At 62.3% G+C, this 25,269-nt stretch carries 21 protein-coding genes; 11 read left to right on the top strand and 10 right to left on the bottom strand.

Going from position 1 to position 25,269, the window contains the following annotated elements; all coding sequences use genetic code 11:
- Window positions 1-151: 151 nt before the first annotated feature.
- Window positions 152-1,528, bottom strand: coding sequence for a signal recognition particle protein (gene ffh / locus HX812_RS16180; protein ID WP_003193965.1), 1,377 nt, complete (start codon window positions 1,526-1,528; stop codon window positions 152-154).
- 218 nt (window positions 1,529-1,746) lie between these two features.
- Between ffh and HX812_RS16175 the strand changes: the two genes are divergently transcribed.
- The 3 genes from HX812_RS16175 to HX812_RS16165 all read left to right on the top strand — a co-directional run bounded on the left by HX812_RS16175 (window position 1,747) and on the right by HX812_RS16165 (window position 5,346).
- Window positions 1,747-2,559, top strand: a complete 813-nt coding sequence (locus HX812_RS16175; protein WP_038848662.1) for an inner membrane protein YpjD — start codon at window positions 1,747-1,749, stop codon at window positions 2,557-2,559.
- A gap of 12 nt (window positions 2,560-2,571) precedes the next feature.
- Window positions 2,572-3,810, top strand: coding sequence for a transporter associated domain-containing protein (locus HX812_RS16170; protein ID WP_038848660.1), 1,239 nt, complete (start codon window positions 2,572-2,574; stop codon window positions 3,808-3,810).
- 222 nt (window positions 3,811-4,032) lie between these two features.
- A complete protein-coding gene (locus tag HX812_RS16165) occupies window positions 4,033-5,346 on the top strand; it encodes an MFS transporter (RefSeq protein ID WP_033898588.1) in 1,314 nt (437 codons plus the stop codon).
- Between the two features lie 108 nt (window positions 5,347-5,454).
- Here HX812_RS16165 and purT read toward each other — a convergent pair whose 3' ends face one another.
- From purT to HX812_RS16140, 5 genes are all read right to left on the bottom strand, one after another.
- Entirely contained in the window at window positions 5,455-6,636 is a 1,182-nt protein-coding gene (purT, locus tag HX812_RS16160; RefSeq protein ID WP_017139720.1) for a formate-dependent phosphoribosylglycinamide formyltransferase, read from the bottom strand.
- 69 nt (window positions 6,637-6,705) lie between these two features.
- Window positions 6,706-7,173: a VUT family protein gene (locus HX812_RS16155; RefSeq protein WP_015885703.1), complete on the bottom strand. Its 468-nt coding sequence runs from the start codon at window positions 7,171-7,173 to the stop codon at window positions 6,706-6,708.
- A 202-nt stretch (window positions 7,174-7,375) separates the two neighbouring features.
- Window positions 7,376-7,591 (bottom strand): DUF1289 domain-containing protein, encoded by a 216-nt coding sequence (locus tag HX812_RS16150; RefSeq protein WP_038848658.1) that lies wholly within the window; start codon window positions 7,589-7,591, stop codon window positions 7,376-7,378.
- Window positions 7,588-8,112: a gamma carbonic anhydrase family protein gene (locus HX812_RS16145; protein WP_028617818.1), complete on the bottom strand. Its 525-nt coding sequence runs from the start codon at window positions 8,110-8,112 to the stop codon at window positions 7,588-7,590. The genes HX812_RS16150 and HX812_RS16145 overlap by 4 nt, the downstream gene beginning before the upstream one ends.
- Before the next feature lie 36 nt (window positions 8,113-8,148).
- Window positions 8,149-8,751: a CoA pyrophosphatase gene (locus HX812_RS16140; protein WP_033898592.1), complete on the bottom strand. Its 603-nt coding sequence runs from the start codon at window positions 8,749-8,751 to the stop codon at window positions 8,149-8,151.
- Between the two features lie 149 nt (window positions 8,752-8,900).
- On the opposite strand from HX812_RS16140, the gene HX812_RS16135 reads away from it, so the two are divergent.
- From HX812_RS16135 to nagE, 7 genes are all read left to right on the top strand, one after another.
- Window positions 8,901-9,449 carry an NUDIX hydrolase gene (locus HX812_RS16135; RefSeq protein ID WP_038848657.1) on the top strand — a complete coding sequence of 183 codons (549 nt, stop codon included), beginning with the start codon at window positions 8,901-8,903 and terminating at the stop codon, window positions 9,447-9,449.
- Window positions 9,450-9,469: 20 nt separating this feature from the next.
- Complete coding sequence (locus tag HX812_RS16130) at window positions 9,470-9,973, top strand: murein L,D-transpeptidase family protein (protein ID WP_028617820.1); 504 nt, start codon at window positions 9,470-9,472, stop codon at window positions 9,971-9,973.
- 263 nt (window positions 9,974-10,236) lie between these two features.
- Window positions 10,237-10,995, top strand: a complete 759-nt coding sequence (locus HX812_RS16125) for a GntR family transcriptional regulator (RefSeq protein ID WP_016977704.1) — start codon at window positions 10,237-10,239, stop codon at window positions 10,993-10,995.
- Window positions 10,996-11,005: 10 nt separating this feature from the next.
- Window positions 11,006-12,112, top strand: a complete 1,107-nt coding sequence (nagA, locus tag HX812_RS16120) for an N-acetylglucosamine-6-phosphate deacetylase (protein ID WP_038848654.1) — start codon at window positions 11,006-11,008, stop codon at window positions 12,110-12,112.
- A complete protein-coding gene (locus HX812_RS16115; RefSeq protein ID WP_016977702.1) occupies window positions 12,105-13,115 on the top strand; it encodes an SIS domain-containing protein in 1,011 nt (336 codons plus the stop codon). The genes nagA and HX812_RS16115 overlap by 8 nt, the downstream gene beginning before the upstream one ends.
- 29 nt (window positions 13,116-13,144) lie before the next feature.
- Window positions 13,145-15,655 (top strand): phosphoenolpyruvate--protein phosphotransferase, encoded by a 2,511-nt coding sequence (gene ptsP / locus HX812_RS16110; protein ID WP_038848652.1) that lies wholly within the window; start codon window positions 13,145-13,147, stop codon window positions 15,653-15,655.
- A gap of 27 nt (window positions 15,656-15,682) precedes the next feature.
- On the top strand, window positions 15,683-17,389 hold the full coding sequence (nagE, locus tag HX812_RS16105; RefSeq protein WP_038848649.1) for an N-acetylglucosamine-specific PTS transporter subunit IIBC: 1,707 nt from the start codon (window positions 15,683-15,685) through the stop codon (window positions 17,387-17,389).
- Window positions 17,390-17,560: 171 nt separating this feature from the next.
- Here nagE and HX812_RS16100 read toward each other — a convergent pair whose 3' ends face one another.
- Together HX812_RS16100 and purL are read right to left on the bottom strand one after the other, a co-directional pair.
- Window positions 17,561-17,872, bottom strand: a complete 312-nt coding sequence (locus HX812_RS16100) for an NGG1p interacting factor 3 protein, NIF3 (RefSeq protein WP_038848647.1) — start codon at window positions 17,870-17,872, stop codon at window positions 17,561-17,563.
- Window positions 17,873-17,876: 4 nt separating this feature from the next.
- Window positions 17,877-21,773, bottom strand: a complete 3,897-nt coding sequence (gene purL, locus HX812_RS16095) for a phosphoribosylformylglycinamidine synthase (RefSeq protein ID WP_038848646.1) — start codon at window positions 21,771-21,773, stop codon at window positions 17,877-17,879.
- Window positions 21,774-22,059: 286 nt separating this feature from the next.
- On the opposite strand from purL, the gene mltF reads away from it, so the two are divergent.
- Window positions 22,060-23,520, top strand: coding sequence for a membrane-bound lytic murein transglycosylase MltF (mltF, locus tag HX812_RS16090; protein WP_033898602.1), 1,461 nt, complete (start codon window positions 22,060-22,062; stop codon window positions 23,518-23,520).
- 124 nt (window positions 23,521-23,644) lie between these two features.
- On the opposite strand, the gene HX812_RS16085 is transcribed toward mltF, so the two are convergent.
- Window positions 23,645-23,923 carry a PTS transporter subunit EIIB gene (locus HX812_RS16085; RefSeq protein WP_038848762.1) on the bottom strand — a complete coding sequence of 93 codons (279 nt, stop codon included), beginning with the start codon at window positions 23,921-23,923 and terminating at the stop codon, window positions 23,645-23,647.
- Window positions 23,924-23,925: 2 nt separating this feature from the next.
- Window positions 23,926-25,269: phosphoenolpyruvate--protein phosphotransferase (gene ptsP / locus HX812_RS16080; RefSeq protein ID WP_178949118.1), on the bottom strand; the 1,344-nt coding region annotated here is incomplete at its 5' end.

Below are 25,269 nucleotides of genomic sequence, written 5' to 3'. Positions count from 1 at the left end.
AATGTCTTTTTCTGGCGCCTATCAGCGTGCCACTCAGATCTGCTATAGAGCCGTCGGTTAAAACGGCGAGTCAGCGCCCGCCAACGGCGGGTTTGCTGGAGATCCCACGTCCCTGTGGGTCGGAGCAAAAGCGGGCTTTTGCTCGAATTCTTTACATTTTGGGCATGCCGCCGCCGGGCAACATACCGCCCATGCCGCGCATCATCTTGGCCATTCCGCCTTTGGCGGAGAATTTCTTCATCATCTTCTGCATCTGCTTGTGCTGCTTGATCAAGCGACCGATGTCCTGCACTTGGGTGCCGGAACCCATGGCGATCCGGCGTTTGCGCGAACCGCTGATCAGCTCAGGGTCGCGGCGCTCGGCCGGGGTCATGGAATTGATGATGGCTTCCATCTGCTTGAACTGCTTCTCTGCCGCGCCCTGGGCATTGCCCATCTGCGCCAGGTTCACACCGCCGATGTTCGGCAGCTTGTCCATCAGGCCGCCGAGGCCGCCCATGTTCTTCATCTGTTGCAGCTGGTCGCGGAAGTCTTCGAGATCGAAGCCCTTGCCCTTCTTCAGCTTCTTGGCCAGTTTATCGGCCTTGTCCTTGTCGAGGGTGGCTTCGGCCTGTTCGATCAGGCTGAGCACATCGCCCATGCCGAGGATGCGCGAGGCGATACGCTCCGGGTGGAACGGTTCGAGCGCTTCGCTCTTCTCGCCCATACCGATGAACTTGATCGGCTTGCCGGTGATGGCACGTACCGACAGCGCGGCACCGCCACGGGCGTCACCGTCGACCTTGGTGAGGATCACACCGGTCAGCGGCAGCGCGTCGCCGAAGGCCTTGGCGGTGTTGGCCGCATCCTGGCCGGTCATGGCGTCGACCACGAACAGCGTCTCGACCGGGTTGATCGCGGCATGCAGCGCCTTGATCTCGCCCATCATCTCTTCGTCGATGTGCAGGCGACCGGCGGTATCGACGATGACCACGTCGATGAACTTCAGCTTGGCTTCTTTAATAGCCGCGTTGGCGATGTCGACCGGCTTCTGGCTCAGGTCGGACGGGAAGAAGGTCACGCCCACTTCGCCCGCGAGCATTTCCAGCTGCTTGATAGCGGCCGGACGGTAGACGTCAGCCGACACCACCATCACGGACTTCTTCTTGCGCTCTTTAAGGAAGCGCGCCAGCTTGCCAGCGGTGGTGGTCTTACCCGCACCCTGCAGACCGGCCATCAGCACCACGGCCGGTGGCACGGCGCTGAGGTTCAAATCTTCGTTGGCCGCGCCCATCAGGCTTTCGAGTTCAGCCTGGACGATCTTCACAAACGCCTGGCCCGGCGTCAGGCTGCGGGACACTTCGGTGCCCACCGCGCGCTCTTTGACCGAGTTGACGAAGTCCTTCACCACCGGCAAGGCGACGTCGGCTTCCAGCAACGCCATGCGCACTTCGCGCAGGGTGTCTTTAATATTGTCCTCGGTCAGCTTGGCCTTGCCGGTTACGTGGCGCAGCGTCTGCGAGAGACGGTCAGTCAAGTTTTCAAACATGCGCGATCCTTTCTGGCCCTATTCAGACCGAGGTAATGGCGGCCCAGGCTGTGGTAAATCGCTATTAAAAACAGCGCTCGGCGAGCCTGCGGCGTGGGCAGGTCGCGGATTATAGCGAAGACTGCCGCCATGCACACCCGCTGTCTGGCTTGAGAGTCTTTCGTGTTACGCGGGGGTATGCCAAACTCAGCGCCTTTCGGGCTTGCCTAATAGGATTTATGCTCCCTTTGTCACCCAGTTTGCTACCCAGCCTCGCCGCCGCCCTTTTGTATGCCGCTGCGACTCTCTACCAGGGCACTCGTCTGGCCCAAGGCGCCAAGGCGGACAAACGCCTGCTCGTCGGCTTTGGTGTGCTCGCCCTGCTGGCCCATGCTGCCAGCCTGTTTACCCATTTGATGACCCCCGTCGGCCTGGGCCTGGATTTTTTCAGTGCCGCCAGCCTGATCGCGGCCGCCGTTATCGCATTGACCCTGCTGGCCTGCTACCGGATTCCCGTCGAGAACCTGCTGGTGCTGCTATTCCCGCTGGGCATGCTGACGGTGCTGATGGCGCAATTCGCCCCGACCGGCACGGTGCAGGTGATTGATGAAGAACCGGGCATCCTCGCGCATATCCTGCTGTCGATCCTGGCCTACGGCATGTTCACCATCGCGGTGTTCCAGGCCCTGCTCCTGCTGCTGCAGGACCACCAGCTCAAGCACAAGCACCCCTCGGGGCTGATCAAGAACTTCCCGCCGCTGCAAACCATGGAAAGCCTGCTGTTCGGCTTCCTGTGGGCCGGTTGGACGCTGCTGTCGCTGTCGCTGATCTCCGGCTGGCTGTTCGTCGAAAACCTGTTCGCCCAACACCTGGTGCACAAGACCCTGCTGGCGTGCCTGGCCTGGGTAGTGTTCAGCGTGTTGCTGTGGGGCCGCAACCGCCTCGGCTGGCGCGGGCACAAGGCGATCCGCTGGACCCTGGCCGGTTTCTGCCTGCTGATGCTGGCCTATTTCGGCAGCAAGCTGGTCCGCGAATACATCCTGCATATCTGACGGGCAGCCATCATGGACAACTTGCCCCTGGAGCCGATGCTCGCGGTAATCGCCCTGCTGGTCTTATGGGCCGCATTGTTCACCGCCATCGAAGCCGCGCAACAACACCTGCTGGCCCTGCGCCCCGGCACACGCCAGGGCGACAAGGCCGCCGCCCGCCTGAGCTTCCCGCGTAACAGCCTGATCTTGTGCAACAGCCTGTGTCGCGCCGCCGTGGTGATCCTCTGCACGCTGCTGGCTATCTATGCCTGGGCGCAGAATGGGCCGTGGCTTGGCTGGATGATTTCCTGCGCGATCCTGTTGATACTGGCCGACTACCTGCCCCGCGCCCTCGCCGTCCGCCATCCTCAGGCCGTGCTGGGCTTTGGTAATACGCTGCTGGGCGTGCCGCTGAAAATCCTCTACCCGCTGGCCTGGCTGCTCAATGGCATCAGCCTGTTGCTGCTGCGCCCGTTCGCACGCAAGTCCGGCATCGTGAAAAAGAGCGACGAACCGCTGCCCGACCATGACGACGAGCCGCAAGCCGAATCCGACGAAAGCCGCACCCCTGGCATGCCCGGAATCCACGCCCTGGACAACATCACCGTCAACGACATCCTGGTACCGCGCAGCGAAGTGGACGGCATCAACCTGGATGACTCGATCGAAGCAATCATCGAGCAATTGCGCACCTCCCAGCGTACGCGCCTGCCGGTGTTCCACAGTGACATCAACCAGGTCCAGGCGGTGCTCAATACCCGGCAGATCCAACACCTGCTGCCCGACGCCAGCCTGACCAAAGAGGCCTTGCTCGCCGCCTGCCACGAACCCTACTTCGTCCCGGAAAGCACGCCCCTGCAACTGCAACTGCTGAACTTCCACAAGCAGCAGCGGCGCCTGGGCATGGTGGTGGATGAATACGGCGAAGTGCTGGGTATCGTGACCCTGGAAGATATCCTCGAAGAAATCGTCGGCGAATTCGAAAGCGAACAGAGTGCCGACAACCCGCACATCGAGCCCCAGCCGGACGGCCGCTACATCATCGATGGCGCCGCCTCTATCCGCGAGCTGAACAAAAGCCTGAACTGGCACCTGCCCAGCGACGGCCCCAAGACCCTTAATGGCCTGGTCACCGAAGCACTGGAGACCATTCCGGATTGCGCGGTGTGCCTGAAAATCGGGCGCTACCGCCTGGAAATCCTCGAGACCGAGGACAACCGCGTGAGCAAGGTGCTGATCTGGCACACCAGCCGGATGCCGGTCGCCGTTTAACCCCCTTGTTGGATCCGCAAACCCCTTCCTATAATCGGGGCGGCTTACCAGAGCCGCGCCCGACCGCGTGCTACCCGCACCCAGCGTGTCCAGGCACCGCTTTATCGTGTCTGACCGGTGTTCGCTCCCATCCCGAGCCTTCCCGCGCACAACCCTGATCCATGGGTGTTCGACCAATAATAATCCGCGTCCAAACGCGCAATGACCATCAGGGACACCACCATGAGCACCACGTATAACGAGGCCGCGCCCGCCGCCGCCCCGACCAACTCGACTGCACGGGTCGCCACGGCGAGCATCGTCGGCACCGCCATCGAGTTCTACGACTTCTATATCTACGCCACGGCCGCTGCGCTGGTGATCGGCCCGGTGTTCTTCCCGCAGACCTCCGGCACCGCACAAATGCTGGCGTCGTTCCTGACCTTCGGTATCGCCTTTATCGCCCGCCCGCTGGGCTCGGCGCTGTTCGGCCACTTTGGCGACCGTATCGGGCGTAAATCCACACTGGTGGCGTCCTTGCTGCTGATGGGCGTGTGTACCACGCTGATTGGCTTACTGCCCGGCTATGACAGCATCGGGGCCTGGGCGCCGATCCTGTTGTGTGTGCTGCGTTTCGGCCAGGGCCTGGGCTTGGGCGGTGAATGGGGCGGCGCGGCGCTGCTGGCGACCGAGAATGCACCCAAGGGCAAACGTGCCTGGTTCGGCATGTTCCCGCAGCTGGGCCCTTCGATCGGCTTCCTGGCGGCCAACGGTCTGTTCCTGATCCTGGCCATGAGCCTGAACGACGAACAATTCCGCAGCTGGGGCTGGCGCATCCCGTTCATCCTCAGCGCTGCGCTGGTGATGGTTGGCCTGTATGCACGGCTGAAGCTGCATGAGACGCCAGTGTTCGCCAACGCCGTCGCCAAGGAAGCGCCGGTCAAGGTGCCGCTGGTGGAACTGTTCAGCCAACATTGGCTGCCGGTATTGCTGGGCGCTGCGTCGATGGTGGTGTGTTATGCGCTGTTCTACATCACCACCGCATTCTCCCTGAGTTACGGCGTTTCAACCTTGGGTTACAGCCGCGAGACCTTCCTCGGCCTGCTGTGCTTTGCGGTGCTGTTCATGGGACTGGCGACGCCATTGGCGGCCTTGGCCAGCGACCGCTACGGGCGCAAGCCGGTGCTGATTGTCGGCGCGATCCTGGCGATCCTGTCGGGCTTCACCATGGAGCCGCTGCTGACCCACGGTTCTACTTGGGCCGTGGCGCTGTTCCTGGCGCTGGAGCTGTTCCTGATGGGCGTGACCTTCGCGCCGATGGGCGCCATGTTGCCGGAACTGTTCCCGACCCGTGTGCGTTATACCGGTGCTTCGGCGGCGTATAACCTGGGCGGGATTGTGGGCGCGTCGGCCGCACCGTTCTTCGCGACCAAGCTGGTGGCGATGGGGGGGCTGAGTTATGTCGGTGGGTATGTGTCGGCAGCGGCGTTGCTCAGCTTGATTGCTGTGCTGTGCCTGAAAGAGACGCGGGATAATGACTTGAACAAGGTCGTCTGATAGACCGAATCACCTGTAGGAGCGAGCTTGCTCGCGAAAAAGGTACATCCGACGCCGCAATGCGCCTGAAATGCCTTCGCGAGCAAGCTCGCTCCTACAGGGCCTGCCTTACAGCTCTACTACAACAGCCTTCGAAGCACGGGTCGCTTTAGCCCGAGCCGCTTCAATCGACTCATCCCGCGCCAACGCCACACCCATCCGACGCTGACCGTTCACCTCTGGCTTACCAAACAGACGCAACGCAGTGTCCGGCTCGCTCAGCGCAGCGCCGAGGTTGGCGAACGCGGTCTGGGTCGACTGCCCTTCCACCAAGATCACCGCCGAAGCCGAAGGCCCGAACTGACGGATCAACGGGATCGGCAAGCCCAGGATGGCGCGCGCGTGCAGCGCAAACTGCGACAGGTCCTGAGAAATCAGGGTTACCAAACCAGTGTCATGCGGACGCGGCGATACTTCGCTGAACCACACCTGATCACCCTTGATGAACAACTCCACACCAAACAGACCACGACCGCCCAGGGCCTCGGTCACCGCTTTGGCGACGCGCTCGGATTCGGCCAGGGCAATCGGGCTCATGGCCTGCGGCTGCCAGGATTCCTGGTAGTCGCCCTTCTCCTGACGGTGGCCAACCGGTGCACAGAACGTAGTGCCGCCGATGTGGCGCACGGTCAACAGGGTGATTTCGTAGTCGAAATCGATAAAGCCTTCGATGATCACGCGACCTTTACCGGCGCGGCCGCCTTCTTGGGCGTAGTCCCAGGCTTTCTGCACGTCATCAGCGCTGCGCAGCAGGCTCTGGCCCTTGCCCGACGAACTCATCACCGGCTTGACCACGCACGGGAAGCCCAGGTCTTGCACAGCCTTGCTGTAGTCTTCGAAGGTATCGGCGAAGTGGTATGGCGAGGTCGGCAGGTCCAGCTCTTCAGCGGCCAGACGGCGGATGCCTTCGCGGTTCATGGTCAGCGAGGTGGCACGCGCGGTCGGGATCACGGTGAAGCCTTCGGCTTCCAGCTCGACCAGGGTCGCGGTGGCGATGGCTTCGATTTCCGGCACGATGAAGTGCGGTTTCTCGGCCTCGATCACCGCACGCAGCGCGGCGCCGTCGAGCATGTTAATCACATGGCTACGGTGCGCCACCTGCATGGCCGGCGCATTGGCGTAGCGATCCACGGCAATCACTTCAACGCCCAGGCGTTGCAGTTCGATTACCACTTCCTTGCCCAGCTCACCGCAGCCACACAGCAAAACGCGGGTCGCGGTTGGCGACAATGGAGTTCCGATTCGGGTCATCTCAGGTCCTCAGGGGAGCGGATCATTTGGAGAAAGGCCGGCATTTTACATGAACTGCAGCAATTGGCCTCAGTTGGCGACGGCGCGCTTGCGGATGCGCCAGGCCATGATCAGCCACACCACCGTGACCCCGGCGAATTTCGACACCAGCGCGGTGCCCGCTACCGCTGGAGTGAGCGCGCCGATCAAGCCGAAGAAGATGAAGGTATCGAGAGGAATACTCAGCGCCGAACTTATCCACAGGCGGTCGTGCAGCGGGCGCTTGGTGATGCTGAACACCAGCCAGTCGATGCACTCGGACACCGCGAACGCCGTAGCGCTGGCCAGGGCAATGGCCGGGTCGGACGTGACGTACGACAGCACCAGTGCAGCCAGCATGGCGATGATTGCACCGTGGCCAAAGCGGGTTTGCACCATGTCGCGCAGGATAAAGACCAGGCCGCCCCAGGCGGACCAGATGACGTCCAGGTGCGGGGCGGTGGAGAAGGCGAAGTTGATCAGCACGACGCTGCTGATGTAGGCGATCAGGAAGAGCATGGGGTTTGGAGCCTGAGAAGAATGCGCACAGGGTAAAGCACGACAACCCTTGTGGCGAGGGAGCTTGCTCCCGTTGGGCTGCGCAGCGGCCCTAAAAAGGGCAGCGCGGACTTATCTGGATATTGGGAGGCCTGATGGGGGGCCGCTGCGCAGCCCAGCGGGAGCAAGCTCCCTCGCCACAAAAAAGCAGCCCATCAACTAATCAGACGCTGCTTTTTCCGGGCATCATCCACACCAACCCACCCGCCACCGCCCGCTCATGGCACAACCCCAACACCACCCTACGCTCGCCGTTGTCCATGCGGCTCCAACGCGTAATCTCATCCACGGTCCGCTGGCAGCCGGTGCAAATATCGTCATCGTCCAGCGCACAAATGCTCACGCACGGCGAGGCGACGGGGCGTTCAGTCGGGTTCATTCTTCCTGCTCGACCAGGTCACGCGCATAACGCTGCGAGTTGTGCACATAGTGCGCGGCGCTGGCTTCAAGCATACGTTTCTGCGCATCGGTCAATTCACGCACCACCTTGCCCGGTGAACCCATCACCAGCGAGCCATCGGGAATTTCCTTGCCTTCGCCGATCAGCGAATTGGCGCCGATGATGCAATGCTTGCCGATCTTGGCGCCATTGAGGATCACCGCGTTGATGCCGATCAGGCTGTAATCATCCACCGTGCAACCGTGCAGCATGGCGTTGTGGCCAATGGTCACGCCGGTGCCCAGGGTCAGCGGGTAGCCCATGTCGGTGTGCATGACGCTACCGTCCTGCACGTTGCTGTTCTTGCCGATCAGGATCAGTTCGTTGTCGCCACGCAACACCGCGTTGAACCAGACGTTGGCGCCCTCCTCCAGCTTGACCTTGCCCACCAGCGTGGCATTCGGTGCCACCCAGCTGTGTGGATGCGTCTCGACGCGGGCGTCGCCCAGGCGGTATTTCATGGTGTTTCCTCACGGCGTTGCCATTCAAGCGATGGCTTAGATATTGATGAAACTCTTGGGTGGCTGGTGCAGGCTGATCTGGGCGTCGTCATAGAGCAGATTGATCAACTCGACGATCATGATCGCCGTCAGCCCCCAGATCTTGTATTCGCCGAATCGATAGCTCGGCACATACCAACTTCGGCCCTGGTAATCGATCCTGTGGGTATGTTCGCGCGGGTCCTGTCGGAAGAAGTCCAAAGGCACGCTGAAGACGGCGGCAATTTCGGCATCGTTGGCCAGGTATTCGACGTAATCCGGGATGACGCCGACATACGGCGTAACCCGAATGCCATGCAGGGAAATCAATGGGCTCAGCGGGCCGATGACTTCCACCAGGCCAGGTGGCAGGCCGATCTCTTCTTCAGCCTCGCGCAGCGCGGTGAAGATCAGGTCCGGGTCTTCGGGGTCGCGGCGTCCACCGGGAAAGGCCACTTCGCCACCATGGGTCGACAGGCCACTGGCGCGCAGGGTCAGGATCAGCTCAGGTTCGTCACTGCGGGTAATCGGCACCAGCACCGCGGCCTCGGGGAAACGCCCGTCGGTTTCAAGCGTGTGGGGGGTGTGATTGCTTACCCGGCGAAGTAGCTCGTCCAGCATGAGTCATCTCGGTCTGTTGGCTACCTTGCATCATGCACCAAAGCTCGCGGGTGCCCAACCCCAAAACCCGCGCCGTGTTGCTAAACGACAACTTGTTGCAGCGCCCTGCCCGTCACGCCAAGATAGACGCACTTTCCAGGAACCCCAGCATGAATTTCTGCAGCCAGTGCGGTAAACCGGTTACCCAGCGCATCCCCGAAGGCGACGGCCGCCTGCGCTTTGTGTGTGATCACTGCTCGACCATCCACTACCAGAACCCCAATATCGTCGCCGGCACCGTACCAGTATGGGGCGATAAAGTGCTGCTGTGCCGCCGCGCCATCGAGCCGCGCCTGGGCTACTGGACCCTGCCCGCAGGCTTCATGGAAAACGGCGAGACCGTGGAACAGGCCGCGATGCGCGAAACCCTGGAAGAAGCCTGCGCCCGCGTGCACAACTTGAATATCTATACGTTGATCGACGTGCCGCACATCAACCAGGTGCATATTTTCTACCGCGCCGACCTGCTCGACCTGGACTTCGCCGCCGGCCCCGAAAGCCTGGAAGTGCAGCTGTTCGACGAAGCCGACATCCCTTGGTCAGAGCTGGCGTTCCGCACGGTCGGGCGTACTTTGGAATACTTTTTCGCTGACCGCAGGCAACAGTCGTTCCCGGTGCGCAGCGAGGCCGTGCCACCCATGGGCAAGCCCGCGCCATGACACTAGGGATACCGTCTTTGATGCGTTGGGTGCTTGCCCTGCTCTGCCTGTCGTTCACCACGCTGTCGCCAGCCTCCACGGTGCAAACCCTGGGCGGCAAGCCTGTGGAAAAAGTCCTGGTGCTCAAGTCTGCCCATCAGTTGCAGTTGATCAACGACGGCAAACCGTTCAAGACCTACCGCATTTCCCTGGGCAAGAACCCCAAGGGCCACAAGCTGATCGAGGGCGATCGCCGCACGCCAGAGGGCCTGTACTGGATCGACTGGCGCAAGACCAGCGACCGCTTCAACCTGGCCATGCACATCTCCTACCCGAACATCAGCGACGCCGCCCGCGCTCGCCGCGAAGGCGTGAAGCCCGGCAGCATGATCATGATCCACGGCACCCCCGACACCGAGGATTACCCGGAACAGTGGTTCCACACCCTGGACTGGACCGACGGCTGCATCGGCATGCGCAACGTGGACATGCGCGAAGTGTGGAACCTGGTCAAAGACGGCACCCTCATCGAGATTCGTCCGTAATCCCGTACCGTTCGTAAAATAATTCGAAAAAAAATCCTGCCCTGCCCCGCGCCCGCCAGTGAATACCAGTTCACCCCCGCGGGCTGCGCCGTTCTGCGCGCAATAAAGACCTCTCTAATACCACTTGATACCAGGCCCCATTGCGGGGCCCTAAAACCAATGCTTGCACCGTTTTGGCTGCATTGACATGGTATTTAAGTGGTATTAATTTCCGGCCCATACCGGGCGACAACACTCCAATAACCGCATCGGAAACCTGAACGATGAATCCCATCCTGGCCCTGCGCCCCGACGACAAACAATCCACGCCGCTGTACCTGCAGTTGGCGCGCAAACTGGAAGCGGCGATCCATGCCGGGCAGTGGACGTCCGAGCAGGCACTGCCATCAGAACGCGTACTCAGCGAGCAATTGAGCATTTCGCGCGTCACCGCACGCAAAGCGTTGGAAGTGTTGTTTGCCCAAGGGCTGATCCGCCGTAACCAAGGCTCCGGCACCTATATTTCGCCACGCCTGGAACAGCCGCTGTCGCGCTTGTCGGGGTTCAGCGAGATGCTGCGGCTCAAGGGTTTTGTGCCCAGCTCCCAATGGCTGGAGCGTGAGCTGACCCAGCCGACCCACGAAGAGATGATCCGCCTGGGCCTGTCGCCCGCCGACAAAGTGGCGCGCCTCAAGCGCTTGCGTAAGGCGGATGACACGGTGATGGCGATTGAAATGACCACCATGCCCGCCTCGGTGCTGCCACAGCCCCAAGCCATCGGCCACTCGTTATATGAATACCTGGAAGGCATCGGCAAACCGGTGGTGCGCGCCCTGCAGCATATCCAGGCGATCAACGCGTCGGACGAGTTCGCCAAGCTGGTCGGCATCGCCCCTGGCACCGCCATGCTGCTGATGACCCGGGTCGGCTACACCGCCGACAACACGCCGATCGAAATCACCGACACCTATTGCCGCAACGACTACTACGACTTCGTCGCAGAACTGCGTCGCCACGACTATTCCGCTGAACTGCGAATTTAGAGAACTGCCCATGTCCGAAGACAACATCCTCACGACCAGCGGCTGGATTCGCGGCCGCCTGGTGCACGCGCACGGCAAGGTCGTCGCCATCGAAGGCACGCCCTGCGACCCGGCTGAAAACGAGTTGCCCTACCTGCTGCCGGGCTTTATCGACCTGCACGTGCACGGCGGTGGCGGCGCGGACATCATGGAAGGCCGCGATGCCTTCGAGACGATCACTCGCACCCATGTACGCTTTGGTACCACCTCGTTGCTGGCCACCACCATGACCGCTCCGGTGGAGGAAATCTCAAGCGTGCTCGGCCAGCTCGGCACCTTCTGCGAGCAACGTCCTACCGGCAGCGCCCGTGTGCTCGGCGTGCACTTGGAAGGGCCCTACATCAATCCCGGAAAACTCGGCGCCCAACCCAACTTCGCCCACACCGCGTTGATGGCCGAAGTGGAAGCCTACCTGCGCCTGGCGCCGATCCGCGTGATCACCATCGCACCGGAAATCGCCGGGCACGATGCCCTGATCCGCGCCCTCAGCGAACGCGGCGTGCGCATGCAGATCGGCCACACCCTGGGCAGCTACGAAGAAGGCGTCGCCGCCCTTGCCGCCGGGGCCACCAGCTTCACCCATTTGTATAACGCGATGAGCCCGTTGCATCACCGCGAGCCGGGCATCGTCGGCGCCGCGTTGGCCCACGCCAAATACGCCGAATTGATCCCGGATCTGCTCCACGTGCACCCCGGCGCCATGCGCGTGGCCTTGCGCTCGATCCCGTGCCTGTATTGCGTCACCGATTCCACCGCCGCCGCCGGCATGCCCGACGGTGAATACAAGCTGGGCAGCCACACCGTGACCAAATGCCTGGGTGGCGTGCGCCTGGCCGACGGCACCCTGGCCGGCAGCACGCTGACCATGGACCAGGCGCTGCGCAACCTGGTGAAGATCGGCCTGCCCATCAGCGAAGCCTCACAACGCCTGTCGCAATTTCCTGCGGACTACCTGGGCCTGGAAGAACGCGGCCGCCTGCAACCCGGTAGCTTTGCCGACTGCGTGCGCCTGGACCGCTCCCTGACACTCACCGACGTAATGGTCGAAGGAGAAACCATTGACTTCAAAAATGCTTGAAGAGGCCCTGGCCTCCTGCGACGCCGTCGCCGCCCAACTGCAACGCCTGGACCCGGCGCTGGAAGAAATCGCCGGCCGCCTGCGCCGCCAGCCGCCGCAAGTGGCGATGACCATCGCCCGTGGCAGCTCGGACCATGCCGCCAGCTATTTCGCCTACCTGACCATGCAGCATGTCGGCATTCCCGTGGCGTCGTTGCCGATGTCAGTGGTGACCCTGCTGCAAGCGCCGATGAAAGTCAGCGGCCAGGTGGCGTTTGGTTTCTCCCAGTCGGGGCAGAGCCCAGATTTGGTCAACAGCCTGCGCTTGTTGCGCAAGCGCGGGGCCCTGAGCATTTCGCTGGTCAACGCCGAAGACTCGCCCTTGGAAGCCGCCTGCGAATTCCATGTGCCGCTGTGCGCCGGGCCGGAACACAGCGTGGCCGCGACTAAAAGTTTTATCGCCACCCTCAGCGCCAGCGCGCAGCTGATTGGCCACTGGAACCAGGAAACCGAGTTGCTGCAAGCCTGCCGCGCCCTGCCCGATGACCTGCGTGCCGCCGCCCAGCAAGATTGGACGGTTGCCATCGACGCCCTGCGCGACTGCCAGCAATTAATGGTCATCGGTCGTGGCGCCGGTTTTGCCATCGCCCAGGAAGCTGCGCTCAAGCTCAAGGAAACCTCGGCGATCCAGGCCGAAGCCTTCAGCAGCGCCGAGGTGCGTCACGGGCCGATGGCCCTGATTGGCGACAACTACCCGCTGCTGGTGTTTGCCCCACGCGGCGCCGAGCAAGCCGGCCTGCTGAGCCTGGCCGCCGACATGCGCCAACGCGGCGCCCGCGTATTGCTGGCTGCGCCGGACGATATCGTCGAGCGCGACCTGACCCTGAGCCGCGCCGAACACCCGACCCTGGACCCGATCCTGGCGATCCAGAGTTTCTACGTGATGGCGGCAGGTTTGGCAGAGGCCCGGGGCATGGACCCGGACCAGCCGCGTCACCTGAGCAAAGTTACCCGCACTCACTGAGTCGCGCTTTCCTGATGAGTACCGTGCCCATGTCCTACAACAATAATCAATTGACCCTCAGCGCCCCGCTAAGCGGGCCCGTGCTGACCCTGGGCAACGTTCCCGACGAAGTGTTCGCCAGCCACGCCATGGGCGACGGCATTGCCATCGACCCGTTGAATGACTGCCTGCATGCACCCTGTGACGGCGTGATCATCCATGTCGCACGCACCGGGCACGCCCTGACGATTCGCGCCGAGAACGGTGCCGAGGTGTTGATGCATGTGGGCATCGATACGGTGGAACTGAATGGCGAAGGCTTTGCCTTGCTGGTGAAGGAAGGCGCACGGGTGAGCAAGGGCCAGGCGTTGGTGCAGTTTGACCTGGACCGCATTGCGCGCCAGTGCAAGAGCCTGGTCAGCCTGATCATCCTGACCAATGGCGAGCGCTTTGAATTGCGTTCGGTGGCCGGGCAAACGGTCAAGGTGGGTGAGCCGTTGTTGCAGGTCGTGGCGCGTTCGACGGCAGCGGTTCAAACCGCTGTGGATAACTCGGATGCCGAAGTCAGCGCCAGGGTGCGCATCACCCATCGCGGCGGTTTGCATGCGCGCCCGGCGGCGTTGATCCGCAAGACGGCCCAGGGATTCAGCAGCCAGGCGCGGCTGCATTTCGGTGAAAAATCCGCTTCGTGTGACAGCCTGATTGGCTTGATGGGCCTGGGTATTGGCGAAGGGGATGAGGTACGTGTGAGCTGTCGCGGCAAAGATGCGGACGCCGCGTTGCAGGCCTTGGTCGCGGCGTTGTCCGCCGCCATCAAGGAAGAACACCACGCGCCCGTCGTTGCCACCCCACGCCGAGCCAACACCGAAGCGGGCGTGTTGCAAGGTGTGTGTGCTGCACCGGGCCTGGTCTGCGGGCCGTTGTTCCGCCTGACCGGTATCGAGCTGCCGGCAGACACCGGCAACCACGCCGCCGACGAACAACTGCAACGCCTGGACACCGCCCTGGAGCAAGTACGCAGCGAAATCCGCAACACTCTGGATCAAGCGCGCCAGCGCAAGAACGTCGAAGAAGAAGACATCTTCGCCGCCCACCTCGCGCTGATGGAAGACCCTAACCTGCTGGAAGCCGCGACCGGTTCCATTGAACAAGGCAGCGCAGCCACTCACGCCTGGCGCGATGCAATCCAGGCGCAATGCGCGGTGTTGCTGGCCCTGGGCAAGCCGTTGTTTGCCGAACGCGCCAACGATCTACGGGATTTGCAACAACGGGTACTGCGCGCGCTGCTGGGTGAAGCCTGGCATTTCGAATTGCCCGCCGGGTCGATTGTCAGCGCCCATGAACTGACCCCGTCTGACCTGCTGCAACTGAGCGCGCAACAGGCCGTCGGCATTTGCATGGCCGAAGGCGGCGCCACCTCCCACGTGGCGATCCTGGCGCGCGGCAAAGGCTTGCCCTGCGTGGTTGCGTTGGGCGCCGAAGTCCTCGACGTGCCGCAAGGCCAACGTGTGGTGCTGGACGCCGCCAACGGCCGCCTGGAACTGGCGCCCAGCGACGCACGCCACGCCGAAGTGCACCAGATTCGCGACGCACAGAAACTGCGGCGCCAGCAGCAACAGGCCCAGGCCCAACAGCCGGCGCGCACCACTGATGGCGTGACCATCGAAGTGGCGGCCAATGTTGCGTCCAGTGCCGAAGCCCAGGTGGCGTTTGAAAATGGCGCCGATGGCGTCGGCCTGCTGCGCACCGAATTTCTCTTCGTTGACCGGCGCACTGCACCGGATGAAGAGGAGCAACGCCACGCCTACCAAGCCGTGCTGGATGCCATGGGCGATAAATCCGTGATCATCCGCACCATCGACGTGGGAGGCGACAAGCAACTCGACTACCTGCCGCTGCCAGTCGAAGCGAATCCGGTGCTGGGCCTGCGCGGCATTCGCCTGGCCCAGGTGCGCCCGGAAGTGCTCGACCAGCAACTGCGCGCGCTGCTGCAAGTATCGCCACTGGAGCGCTGCCGCATCCTGCTGCCGATGGTCAGTGAAGTGGATGAGCTGCTGCAGATCCGCCAGCGCCTGGATGAGTTGTGCGTGGAGCTGGAACTGACCCAGCGTCCCGAACTGGGCGTGATGATCGAAGTGCCCGCCGCCGCGCTGATGGCCGAGCAGTTGGCCAAGCACGCGGACTTCCTGTCCATCGGCACCAATGACCTGTCCCAATACACCCTGGCCATGGACCGCGACCACGCCGGCCTCGCCGCGCGCGTTGATGCGCTGCATCCGGCGCTGCTGCGGCTGATCGCTCAGACCTGTGCAGGCGCTGCGAAACACGGCCGTTGGGTGGGCGTATGCGGCGCCCTCGCCTCCGACCCGCTGGCCACACCGGTGCTGGTCGGCCTGGGGGTCAGCGAGCTGTCGGTGAGCCCGCCGCAGATCGGCGAAATCAAGGACCGCGTCCGCCACCTGGACGCGGCGCAATGCCGGCAACTGAGCCAAGGCCTGCTCGACCTGAGCAGCGCCAAGGCCGTTCGCCAAGCCTGTCAACACCACTGGCCGCTGAGCTGACAACAACAAGAAAAAAGGAGACTCGCCATGTACCAACATTTCATCGAAGGCCTGCAACGCCTGGGCCGTGCACTGATGCTGCCGATCGCGATCCTGCCGATCGCCGGCCTCCTGCTGCGCCTGGGTGACACTGATCTTTTGAACATCGCGGTGATGCACGACGCTGGGCAAGCGATCTTCGCCAACCTGGCGCTGATCTTCGCCATCGGCATCGCCGTGGGGTTTGCCCGCGACAACAACGGCACGGCAGGTTTGGCCGGTGCGATTGGTTACCTGGTGATGGTCTCCACGCTCAAGGTGATGGACACGTCCATCAACATGGGCATGCTTGCCGGTATTGCCAGCGGCCTGATGGCGGGTGGGCTGTATAACCGCTTCAAGGACATCAAGCTGCCGGAGTACCTGGCGTTCTTTGGTGGGCGACGGTTTGTGCCGATTGTCACCGGGTTCAGTGCGGTCGGATTGGGCGTGATCTTCGGTTTGATCTGGCCGCCGATCCAGCACGGCATCAACAGCTTCGGCGTGTTGTTGATGGAAAGCGGCAGCCTGGGTGCGTTTGTGTTTGGCGTCTTCAACCGCTTGCTGATCGTCACCGGCCTGCACCACATCCTCAACAATATGGCGTGGTTTGTATTCGGCACCTTCACTGACCCGGTGACCGGCGCGGTAGTCACCGGCGACCTGACTCGCTACTTTGCCGGCGACCCTAAAGGCGGCCAGTTCATGACCGGCATGTTCCCGGTGATGCTGTTTGGCCTGCCGGCTGCGTGTTTGGCGATGTACCGCAATGCGTTGCCGGAGCGCCGTAAAGTGATGGGCGGGATTTTCCTGTCGATGGCGCTGACCTCGTTTCTGACCGGGGTGACCGAGCCGATTGAGTTCGCCTTCATGTTCCTGGCGCCGTTCCTGTACCTGATCCATGCGGTGCTGACCGGCCTGTCGATGGCGGTCACCAATATGCTGAATATCCACCTCGGATTTACCTTCTCCGGTGGGTTTATCGACATGGTGCTGGGTTGGGGCAAGTCCACCAATGGCTGGCTGGTGTTCCCGGTGGGGCTGGCCTATGCGCTGATCTACTACAGCGTGTTCAACTATTGCATTCGTCGTTTCAACCTGAAGACGCCGGGGCGGGAAGATATCCAGGTGGTGCAGGCTGAGGTGATGACGGATAACCAGCGCGCCACGGCCTACATCCAGGCCTTGGGCGGTGCTTCGAACCTGTTGAGTGTGGGAGCGTGCACGACGCGCCTGCGCCTGGACATGGTGGACCGCAACAAAGCGGTGGATGCTGACTTGAAAGCCCTGGGCGCCATGGCTGTGGTACGACCGGGGAATGGCGGCAGTTTGCAGGTCGTGGTCGGGCCGATGGCCGATAGCATTGCCGATGAGATTCGCTTGGCGATGCCTTCATTTGTTGCCAGTGCGCCGGTGATAGTTGCGCCTGTGGATAAGCCGGTGGCGGTGAATGTGCAGGAAGCCGAGAAATGGCTGAATGCCTTGGGCGGCCGAGGGAATGTTCGCCAGTTGGAAGCGGTGGCGATGACGCGGTTACGGGTGGAGTTGGGGGATGATTCGGGGTTGTCTGAACCTGACCTGACTGCGCTGGGTTGCCAAGGCGTTAGCCAACTGGATAGCGGTGTGTGGCACTTGTTGATTGGTGACAAGGCTTCGGGGTTGGGTGAGGCTCTGGAGCGGTTGGTCAGTGGCCGTGAGGTTGGTGCCAGGGTTTAGAGGTGTAGAGGCTGTTTTGGCCTCTTCGCGAGCAAGCCCGCTCCCACATTTTGAACTGTGAATACCTTCAAAATGTGGGAGCGGGCTTGCTCGCGAATGGGCCCTCACAGCCAACAAAAAACCCGCTGACCAAACTGGCCCAGCGGGTTTCTTGTTTTCACAGCCAACGAATCAAAAATCCGCCAACTGCCACACCTCATACGCCGGTGTCTCATATGGGTGACTGAGTTTGAGCGCAGCCACAACAGCCACAATCAATTCATCCGTCACCACCAGCTCCACCTTCCACTCTTCAACCACTTCAACCTGGCCCACCTGCCCGAGAAACGGCTGGCTGCCGTCCAACGCGCGGAATTGGCCCTGGCCCAGCACTTGCCAGGCGCAGCTGTCGTAGTTGCCGATGCGCCCGCCGCCGGCTGCGAAGACGGCGGCTTTCACCGTCTCCACATGGCTTGCGGGCACAAAGAAGGCGAGCTTGTACACCGTCTTAGTTCACCCACACGCGGGCGTTGCGGAACATGCGCATCCAGGCGCCGTCTTCGTTCCACTCTTCCGGGCGCCACGAGTTCTGCACGGCGCGGAATACACGCTCCGGGTGCGGCATCATGATGGTCACGCGGCCGTCGCGGCTGGTGAGGCCGGTGATCCCGCGCGGCGAGCCGTTCGGGTTGGCCGGGTAGCTCTCGGTGACCTTGCCGTGGTTGTCGACGAAACGCATGGCCACGCAACCGGACAGGTCGGCTTCCAGCAAGGCTTCTTCGCTTTCGAACTCGGCATGGCCTTCACCGTGGGCGATGGCGATTGGCATGCGCGAACCGGCCATGCCTTGCAGGAAGATCGAGTTGGACTCTTGCACCTGCACCATGGCGACACGGGCTTCGAACTGCTCGGAACGGTTACGCACGAAGTGCGGCCAGAACTCGCTGCCCGGGATCAGTTCGCTGAGGTTGGACATCATCTGGCAACCGTTGCACACACCCAGGGTGAAGCTGTCGTTGCGTTCGAAGAAGCCTTGGAATGCATCGCGGGCACGGCTGTTGAACAGGGCCGACTTGGCCCAGCCTTCACCGGCACCCAGCACGTCGCCGTAGGAGAAACCGCCGCAGGCTACCAGGCCTTTGAACTCGTTGAGGTCAACGCGACCGGCGAGGATGTCGCTCATGTGCACGTCGATCGCATTGAAGCCGGCGCGGTCGAACGCGGCCGCCATTTCCACCTGGCCGTTGACGCCCTGCTCACGCAGTACGGCAACCTGTGGGCGGATGCCTTTCTTGATGTAAGGCGCGGCGATGTCCTGGTTGACGTCGAAGCTGAGCTTGGTGCTCAGGCCCGGATTGTCTTCTTCCAGGATCACGTCGAATTCCTGCTCGGCGCAGTCGGCGTTGTCACGCAGGCGTTGGATCTGGTAGCTGGTCTCGGCCCACTGACGTTGCAGCAAGCGGCGCTGACCGGCAAACACCGTGTCACCGTTGAACGAGATGTTGATCTCGCCGTTGTTGATCGGCTGGCCGATCACGGCTACGCAGTCGTCCAGGCCAGCAGCGCTGAATTGGGCGAGTACGTCCGGGGTAGCGTCCTGGCGAACCTGGATCACCGCACCCAACTCTTCGTTGAACAGGATGCCGTTGATTTCGGATGCATCCTCGGCAACGCTGTCGAGCACGATGTTCAGGCCGCAGTGACCGGCGAAGGCCATCTCGACAACGCTGGTCAGCAAACCACCGTCGGAACGGTCGTGGTAGGACAGCAGGTGGCCGTCGGCGTTGAGGCCCTGGATCACGGCGAAGAAGGCTTTCAGGTCTTCGGCGTCATCGACGTCCGGTGCCTGGCTGCCGAGCTTGCCATGGGTTTGCGCCAGGATGGACGCGCCCATGCGGTTCTGGCCACGGCCCAGGTCGATCAGGATCAGATCGGTGGTGCCTTTGTCCATGCGCAGTTGCGGGGTCAGGGTCTGGCGGATGTCGGTGACCGGTGCGAAACCGGTGACGATCAGCGACAGCGGCGAGGTGACCGTCTTGTCGACGCCGTCTTCGTTCCAACGGGTGGCCATGGACATGGAGTCCTTGCCCACCGGAATGGTGATGCCCAGCTCAGGGCACAGCTCCATGCCGACTGCTTTAACAGTGTCATACAGACGCGCGTCTTCACCGGGGTGACCGGCAGCGGACATCCAGTTGGCCGACAGTTTGATGTCGGACAATTTACCGATGCGCGAGGCGGCGATGTTGGTGAGGGTTTCACCAATGGCCATGCGGCCCGACGCCGGAGCATCGAGCAGGGCCAGCGGCGTGCGCTCGCCCATGGCCATCGCTTCGCCGGTGTAGACGTCGAAGCTGGTGGCGGTGACGGCAACGTCAGCCACTGGAACCTGCCACGGGCCGACCATTTGGTCACGGGCCACGAGGCCAGTGATGGTGCGGTCGCCGATAGTGATCAGGAAGCTTTTGCTCGCCACGGCCGGGTGATGCAGCACGCGTTCGATGCTGTCGGCCAGTTCCAGCTTGCTTGGGTCGAAATCATCGCCCAGCTCGGCTTCACGCACGGCCGAACGGTGCATGCGCGGGGCTTTGCCCAGCAGCACTTCAAGCGGCATGTCCACCGGGCTGTTGCCGAAGTGGCTGTCGGTAACCGTCAGCTGTGGCTCGGCAGTGGCTTCGCCAACTACTGCAAACGGGCAACGCTCGCGTTCGCAGATGGCCTGGAAGCGTGCGAAGTCTTCTGCGCCAACGGCCAGTACGTAGCGTTCCTGGGATTCGTTGCTCCAGATTTCGTGCGGGGCCATGCCCGGCTCGTCGTTTGGAATGTTGCGCAGTTCGAAACGGCCACCACGGTCGCCATCATTGACCAGTTCCGGGAAGGCGTTGGACAAACCACCGGCGCCGACGTCGTGGATGAAGCTGATCGGGTTCTTGTCACCCAACTGCCAGCAACGGTCGATGACTTCCTGGCAGCGACGCTCCATCTCTGGGTTTTCGCGCTGTACGGAAGCGAAGTCCAGGTCTGCCGAGCTGGTGCCGGTGGCCATGGAGGAAGCCGCGCCGCCGCCCAGGCCGATCAGCATCGCCGGGCCGCCGAGCACGATCAGCTTGGAGCCGACCAGGATCTCGCCTTTCTTGACGTGTTCTTCACGGATGTTGCCCATACCGCCGGCCAACATGATCGGCTTGTGGTAACCACGCACTTCATCGCCACGCGGGGTGGTGATGGACTGTTCGAAGGTACGGAAGTAGCCGGTCAGCGCAGGACGCCCGAATTCGTTGTTGAACGCGGCGCCGCCCAGCGGGCCTTCGATCATGATGTCCAGCGCGGTGACGATGCGCTCAGGTTTGCCGTACGGCACTTCCCACGGCTGTTCAAAGCCTGGGATCTGCAGGTTGGACACGGTGAAACCGGTCAGGCCCGCCTTGGGCTTGGCGCCACGGCCGGTCGCACCTTCGTCACGGATTTCACCGCCGGAACCGGTGGCTGCGCCAGGGAACGGGGCAATCGCGGTCGGGTGGTTGTGGGTCTCGACCTTCATCAGGATGTGCACCGGCTCCTGCACCGCGCCGTACTGGCGGGTTTCAGGGTCCGGGAAGAAACGGCCGGCGACGGAGCCGACGATCACCGAGGCGTTGTCCTTATAAGCCGACAGAACGCCTTCGCTGTGCATCACGTAGGTGTTCTTGATCATGCCGAACAGGCTTTTTTCCTGGCTTTCGCCGTCGATGTCCCAACTGGCGTTGAAGATCTTGTGACGGCAGTGCTCGGAGTTGGCCTGGGCAAACATCATCAGTTCGATGTCGTGCGGGTTGCGCTTCAAGCCGTTGAAGGCGTTGACCAGGTAGTCGATCTCGTCTTCGGCCAGGGCCAGGCCCAGTTCGGTGTTGGCCTTCTCGAGGGCGGCGCGGCCACCGCCGAGCACGTCAATCGCGGTGAGCGGCTTGGGTTCGGCGTGGCTGAACAGGCCGGCAGCCTGTTCCAGCTGGCTGACGATGATCTGGGTCATGCGGTCGTGCAGGCTGCTGGCGATAAGCTCGGCTTCGGCATCGCTGAACTGGCCGGCGACGTAGAACGCGATACCACGCTCCAGGCGCTGGATTTTTTCCAGGCCGCAGTTGCGGGCAATATCGCTGGCCTTGCTCGACCAGGGCGAGATGGTGCCGAACCGCGGCAGAACCAGGAACAAGCGGCCATTAGGCTCTTGAACCGGAACGCTTGGGCCGTACTTCAGAAGGCGTGCCAGCACTTGCTGTTCGTCGGCGGTCAACACGCCGGTAACGTCGGCGAAGTGAGCAAATTCAGCGTACAGGCCTGTAACAGCTGGAACCTTTTGGCTCAGTTGCTCAAGGAGTTTGCTGTGGCGAAAGGCAGAAAGGGCAGGAGCGCCGCGCAGGATCAACATCTTCGGGACAGCCTCGGGAAGGGGTGTGCTTTGAGGCCGTGCATTCTAGCGTAAACCGCCGCCAACGGCACCCGAAACGCTACCGGTGGCTGCTGCCGGACGTCAGTTGGCCGGATTACACCCCTTTCGAGGGGGCATGCCGGGCATTCGGCGCAGTTATTTTAACCGTCACAATCGCGCGCCAAGCCCCGTTTCTGCGGGCTGCAGCACAGTTTTGCCGGCGCTAGCAGACAAGACCCGCGCTGTCGAGATATGGCGCCGTGGGCCGTTTGCGTATACTGCGCAGATGTTCTCCCCAACTGCTTTGCGCCCGCGATGCGCCAAATGGCTCATCGCCACCGGACTCTTCCTGATGCTCAGCGCCTGTGTTGATAAACCCAGCACGCTCGAGCGAATCAAGGAGGATGGCGTATTGCGGGTGGTCACCCGGAACAGTCCGGCGACCTATTTCCAGGACCGCAACGGCGAAACCGGTTTCGAATACGAACTGGTCAAGCGCTTTGCCGATGACTTGGGCGTGAAGCTTGAGATCGAGACCGCCGACAATCTCGACGACCTGTTCGGCCAACTGGGCAAGCCCAATGGCCCGGTTCTCGCAGCCGCCGGCCTGGTCAGCAGCGAGCAGCGCCAGACGCAAGTGCGTTTCTCCCACCCTTATTTAGAAGTCACCCCGCAGATCATCTACCGCAACGGCCAGTCGCGGCCGACCAACGCGGCCGATCTGGTGGGCAAGAAGATCATGGTGCTCAAGGGCAGCACTCACGCCGAGCAACTGGCTGAGCTTAAAAAGCAGAACCCTGCGATTGAATACGAAGAATCCGACGCCGTTGAGGTGGTCGACCTGTTGCGCATGGTGGACGAAGGGCAAATCGACCTGACCCTGGTGGACTCCAACGAAGTGGCGATGAACCAGGTGTACTTCCCCAACGTGCGCGTGGCGTTCGACCTCGGCAATGCCAGCAACCAGAGCTGGGCCGTGGCCGCTGGCGAAGACAACAGCCTGCTCAACGAGATCAACAGTTACCTGGATAAAGTCGAGAAGAACGGCACGTTGCAGCGTCTGAAAGACCGCTACTACGGGCACGTCGATGTTCTGGGTTATGTAGGCGCCTACACCTTCGCCCAGCACTTGCAGCAGCGTTTGCCCAAGTACGAGAAACACTTCCGCGCCTATGCCAAGGAAGAAAAGGTCGATTGGCGCCTGCTGGCTGCCATCGGCTATCAGGAATCACTGTGGCAACCGGCCGTCACTTCCAAGACCGGCGTGCGCGGCCTGATGATGCTGACCCAGAACACCGCCCAGGCGATGGGCGTGTCCAACCGCCTGGACCCCAAGCAAAGCATCATGGGCGGCGCCAAGTACCTGGCCAAGATCAAGGATGAGCTGGACGACAGCATTGCCGAGCCGGATCGCACCTGGTTTGCCCTGGCCGCCTACAACGTCGGCACCGGACACCTGGAAGATGCGCGCACCTTGGCCAAGCGTGAAGGCCTGAACCCGAACAAGTGGCTGGACGTGAAGAAGATGCTGCCGCGTCTGTCGCAGAAGCAGTGGTACAGCAAGACCCGCTACGGTTACGCCCGGGGCGGTGAGCCGGTGCACTTCGTGGCGAACATCCGGCGTTACTACGACATTCTCACCTGGGTGACCCAGCCGCAGCTGGAAGGCAACCAGGTGGTCGAAGGCAATCTGCATGTGCCGGGTGTGGATAAGACCAAGCCGCCAGAAGACAACCCGAAACTGTAAGAGTACTACCGAACCTATGTGGGAGCGGGCTTGCTCGCGAAAGCGGTGGGTCAGTCAGCTCATCTGTTTCTGATACACCGTATTCGCGAGCAAGCCCGCTCCCACATTTGAATCTCCATTGGGCTTAGAGGCCGGTGAGCAGATGCACCACGCCGCCCGTCAGCATCATCACCCCCGGCACACCCACCGCCTTCAACGCCGCAGCATCCACCTTCGCCGCATCCTGCAACTGCACCCTCACCCGCGTCAGCGCCACACGCTGCTGCGACTTGAGGTTATCCGCCCCACCCAACGCATTCAGCACCTCGGCCGACAACAGGCTCTGCGTTGGCGCAACGACCGTCTCGGCAATCAAATCCGGCGTCAGGGCTTTCCAGAACGCCCGCTGTAATTTCTCGAACATACTCAGTGCTCCACGACAGGTGAGGTTTCAACGGTAGCCGCGTGATACTGGCGCAAGGCCTCACGCACCTGGGCGGCTTCTTCCAGGCCCAGGACCTGGCGGGCGATGATCTGGCAGTCGGCCAGGTCCAGCTCGCGCACGGTGGCCTTGATGGTGGGGATCAACGGCACGCTGACCGACAACTCGTCCACACCCAGCCCGATCAGCACGGGCACGGCCAACGCTTCGGACGCCAACGCGCCGCACACACCCACCCACTTGCCATGGGCGTGGGCAGCCTTGACCGTGGTGGCGATCAGGCGCAGCACCGCCGGGTGGAAACTGTCGGCCTGGCTGGCCAGGCGCGGGTGGTCGCGGTCCATCGCCAGCGTGTACTGGGTCAGGTCGTTGGTGCCGATGGAGAAGAAGTCCACATGGGGCGCGAACACATCCGCCATCAGCGCGGCGGACGGTACTTCAATCATGATGCCCAGCTTTGGCAACTCGGTGAGCCCCAGCGCCAGCGCTTCCTCTTCAAGGATTTTGCGCGCCAGGTGCAGCTCCGAGAGCAGGCTGACCATCGGCAACATGATATGCAGCCGCGCAAAACCGGCGCTGGCAAGGATCGCGCGAAATTGTTCGCGCAACAGTTCCGGACGCTCCAGGCACAAACGAATGCCGCGCAGACCGAGGAAGGGGTTGGTCTCGGCGTCCATCGGCACATAGGCCAAGGGTTTGTCGCCACCGACGTCGAGGGTGCGCACCACCAGGTTGCGTTCGGTGCCCAGGGCACGGGCGATCGAGGTGTAGGTCGCTGCCTGTTCGTCGGGACTTGGGGCACGGTTGCGATCCAGATACAGGAACTCCGATCTCAGCAGGCCGACGCCTTCCCCCCCGAGGGTCAGGGACTGCTCGACTTCCTGCAACGAAGCCACGTTGGCAGTGACTTCGACGTGATGACCATCGCGGGTGGTCGCAGGTAAAGACGCCTGCGCCACATCGCGCTGATGGCGCAGCACCTGTTGTTTACGCGCAGCGTCCAGTTGCTCGATTTCGGCCAGGTTCGGGTCGAGGTGCAGCTCGCCTTTGTCGGCGTCGAGCAGCACCTGCTTGCCATTGGCCAACGCCAACACCTCGGCCGGAACACCACAAATAGCCGGCAGGCCCAGGGCGCGGGCGAGGATTGCCACGTGGCTGGTCGCGCCGCCCCCGACAGTGACAAACCCCAGCACCTTGCGGGTATCCAGGCTGGCCGTCTGCGACGGCGTGAGTTGCTCGGCGATGAGGATCGCGCGCTCCGGCAAGTCCCAGGCGCTGTCCTGAAGACCCAGGATCAGTTTCAGCACGCGCTGGCCGACGTCGGCCAG

The sequence above is a fragment of the Pseudomonas sp. IPO3749 genome, assembly GCF_013386605.1.
Taxonomy (GTDB): Bacteria; Pseudomonadota; Gammaproteobacteria; order Pseudomonadales; family Pseudomonadaceae; genus Aquipseudomonas; species Aquipseudomonas azotoformans_A.
The sequence above is the reverse complement of the archived record's forward strand: the minus strand, read 5'-3'. Positions and strand labels throughout refer to the sequence as shown.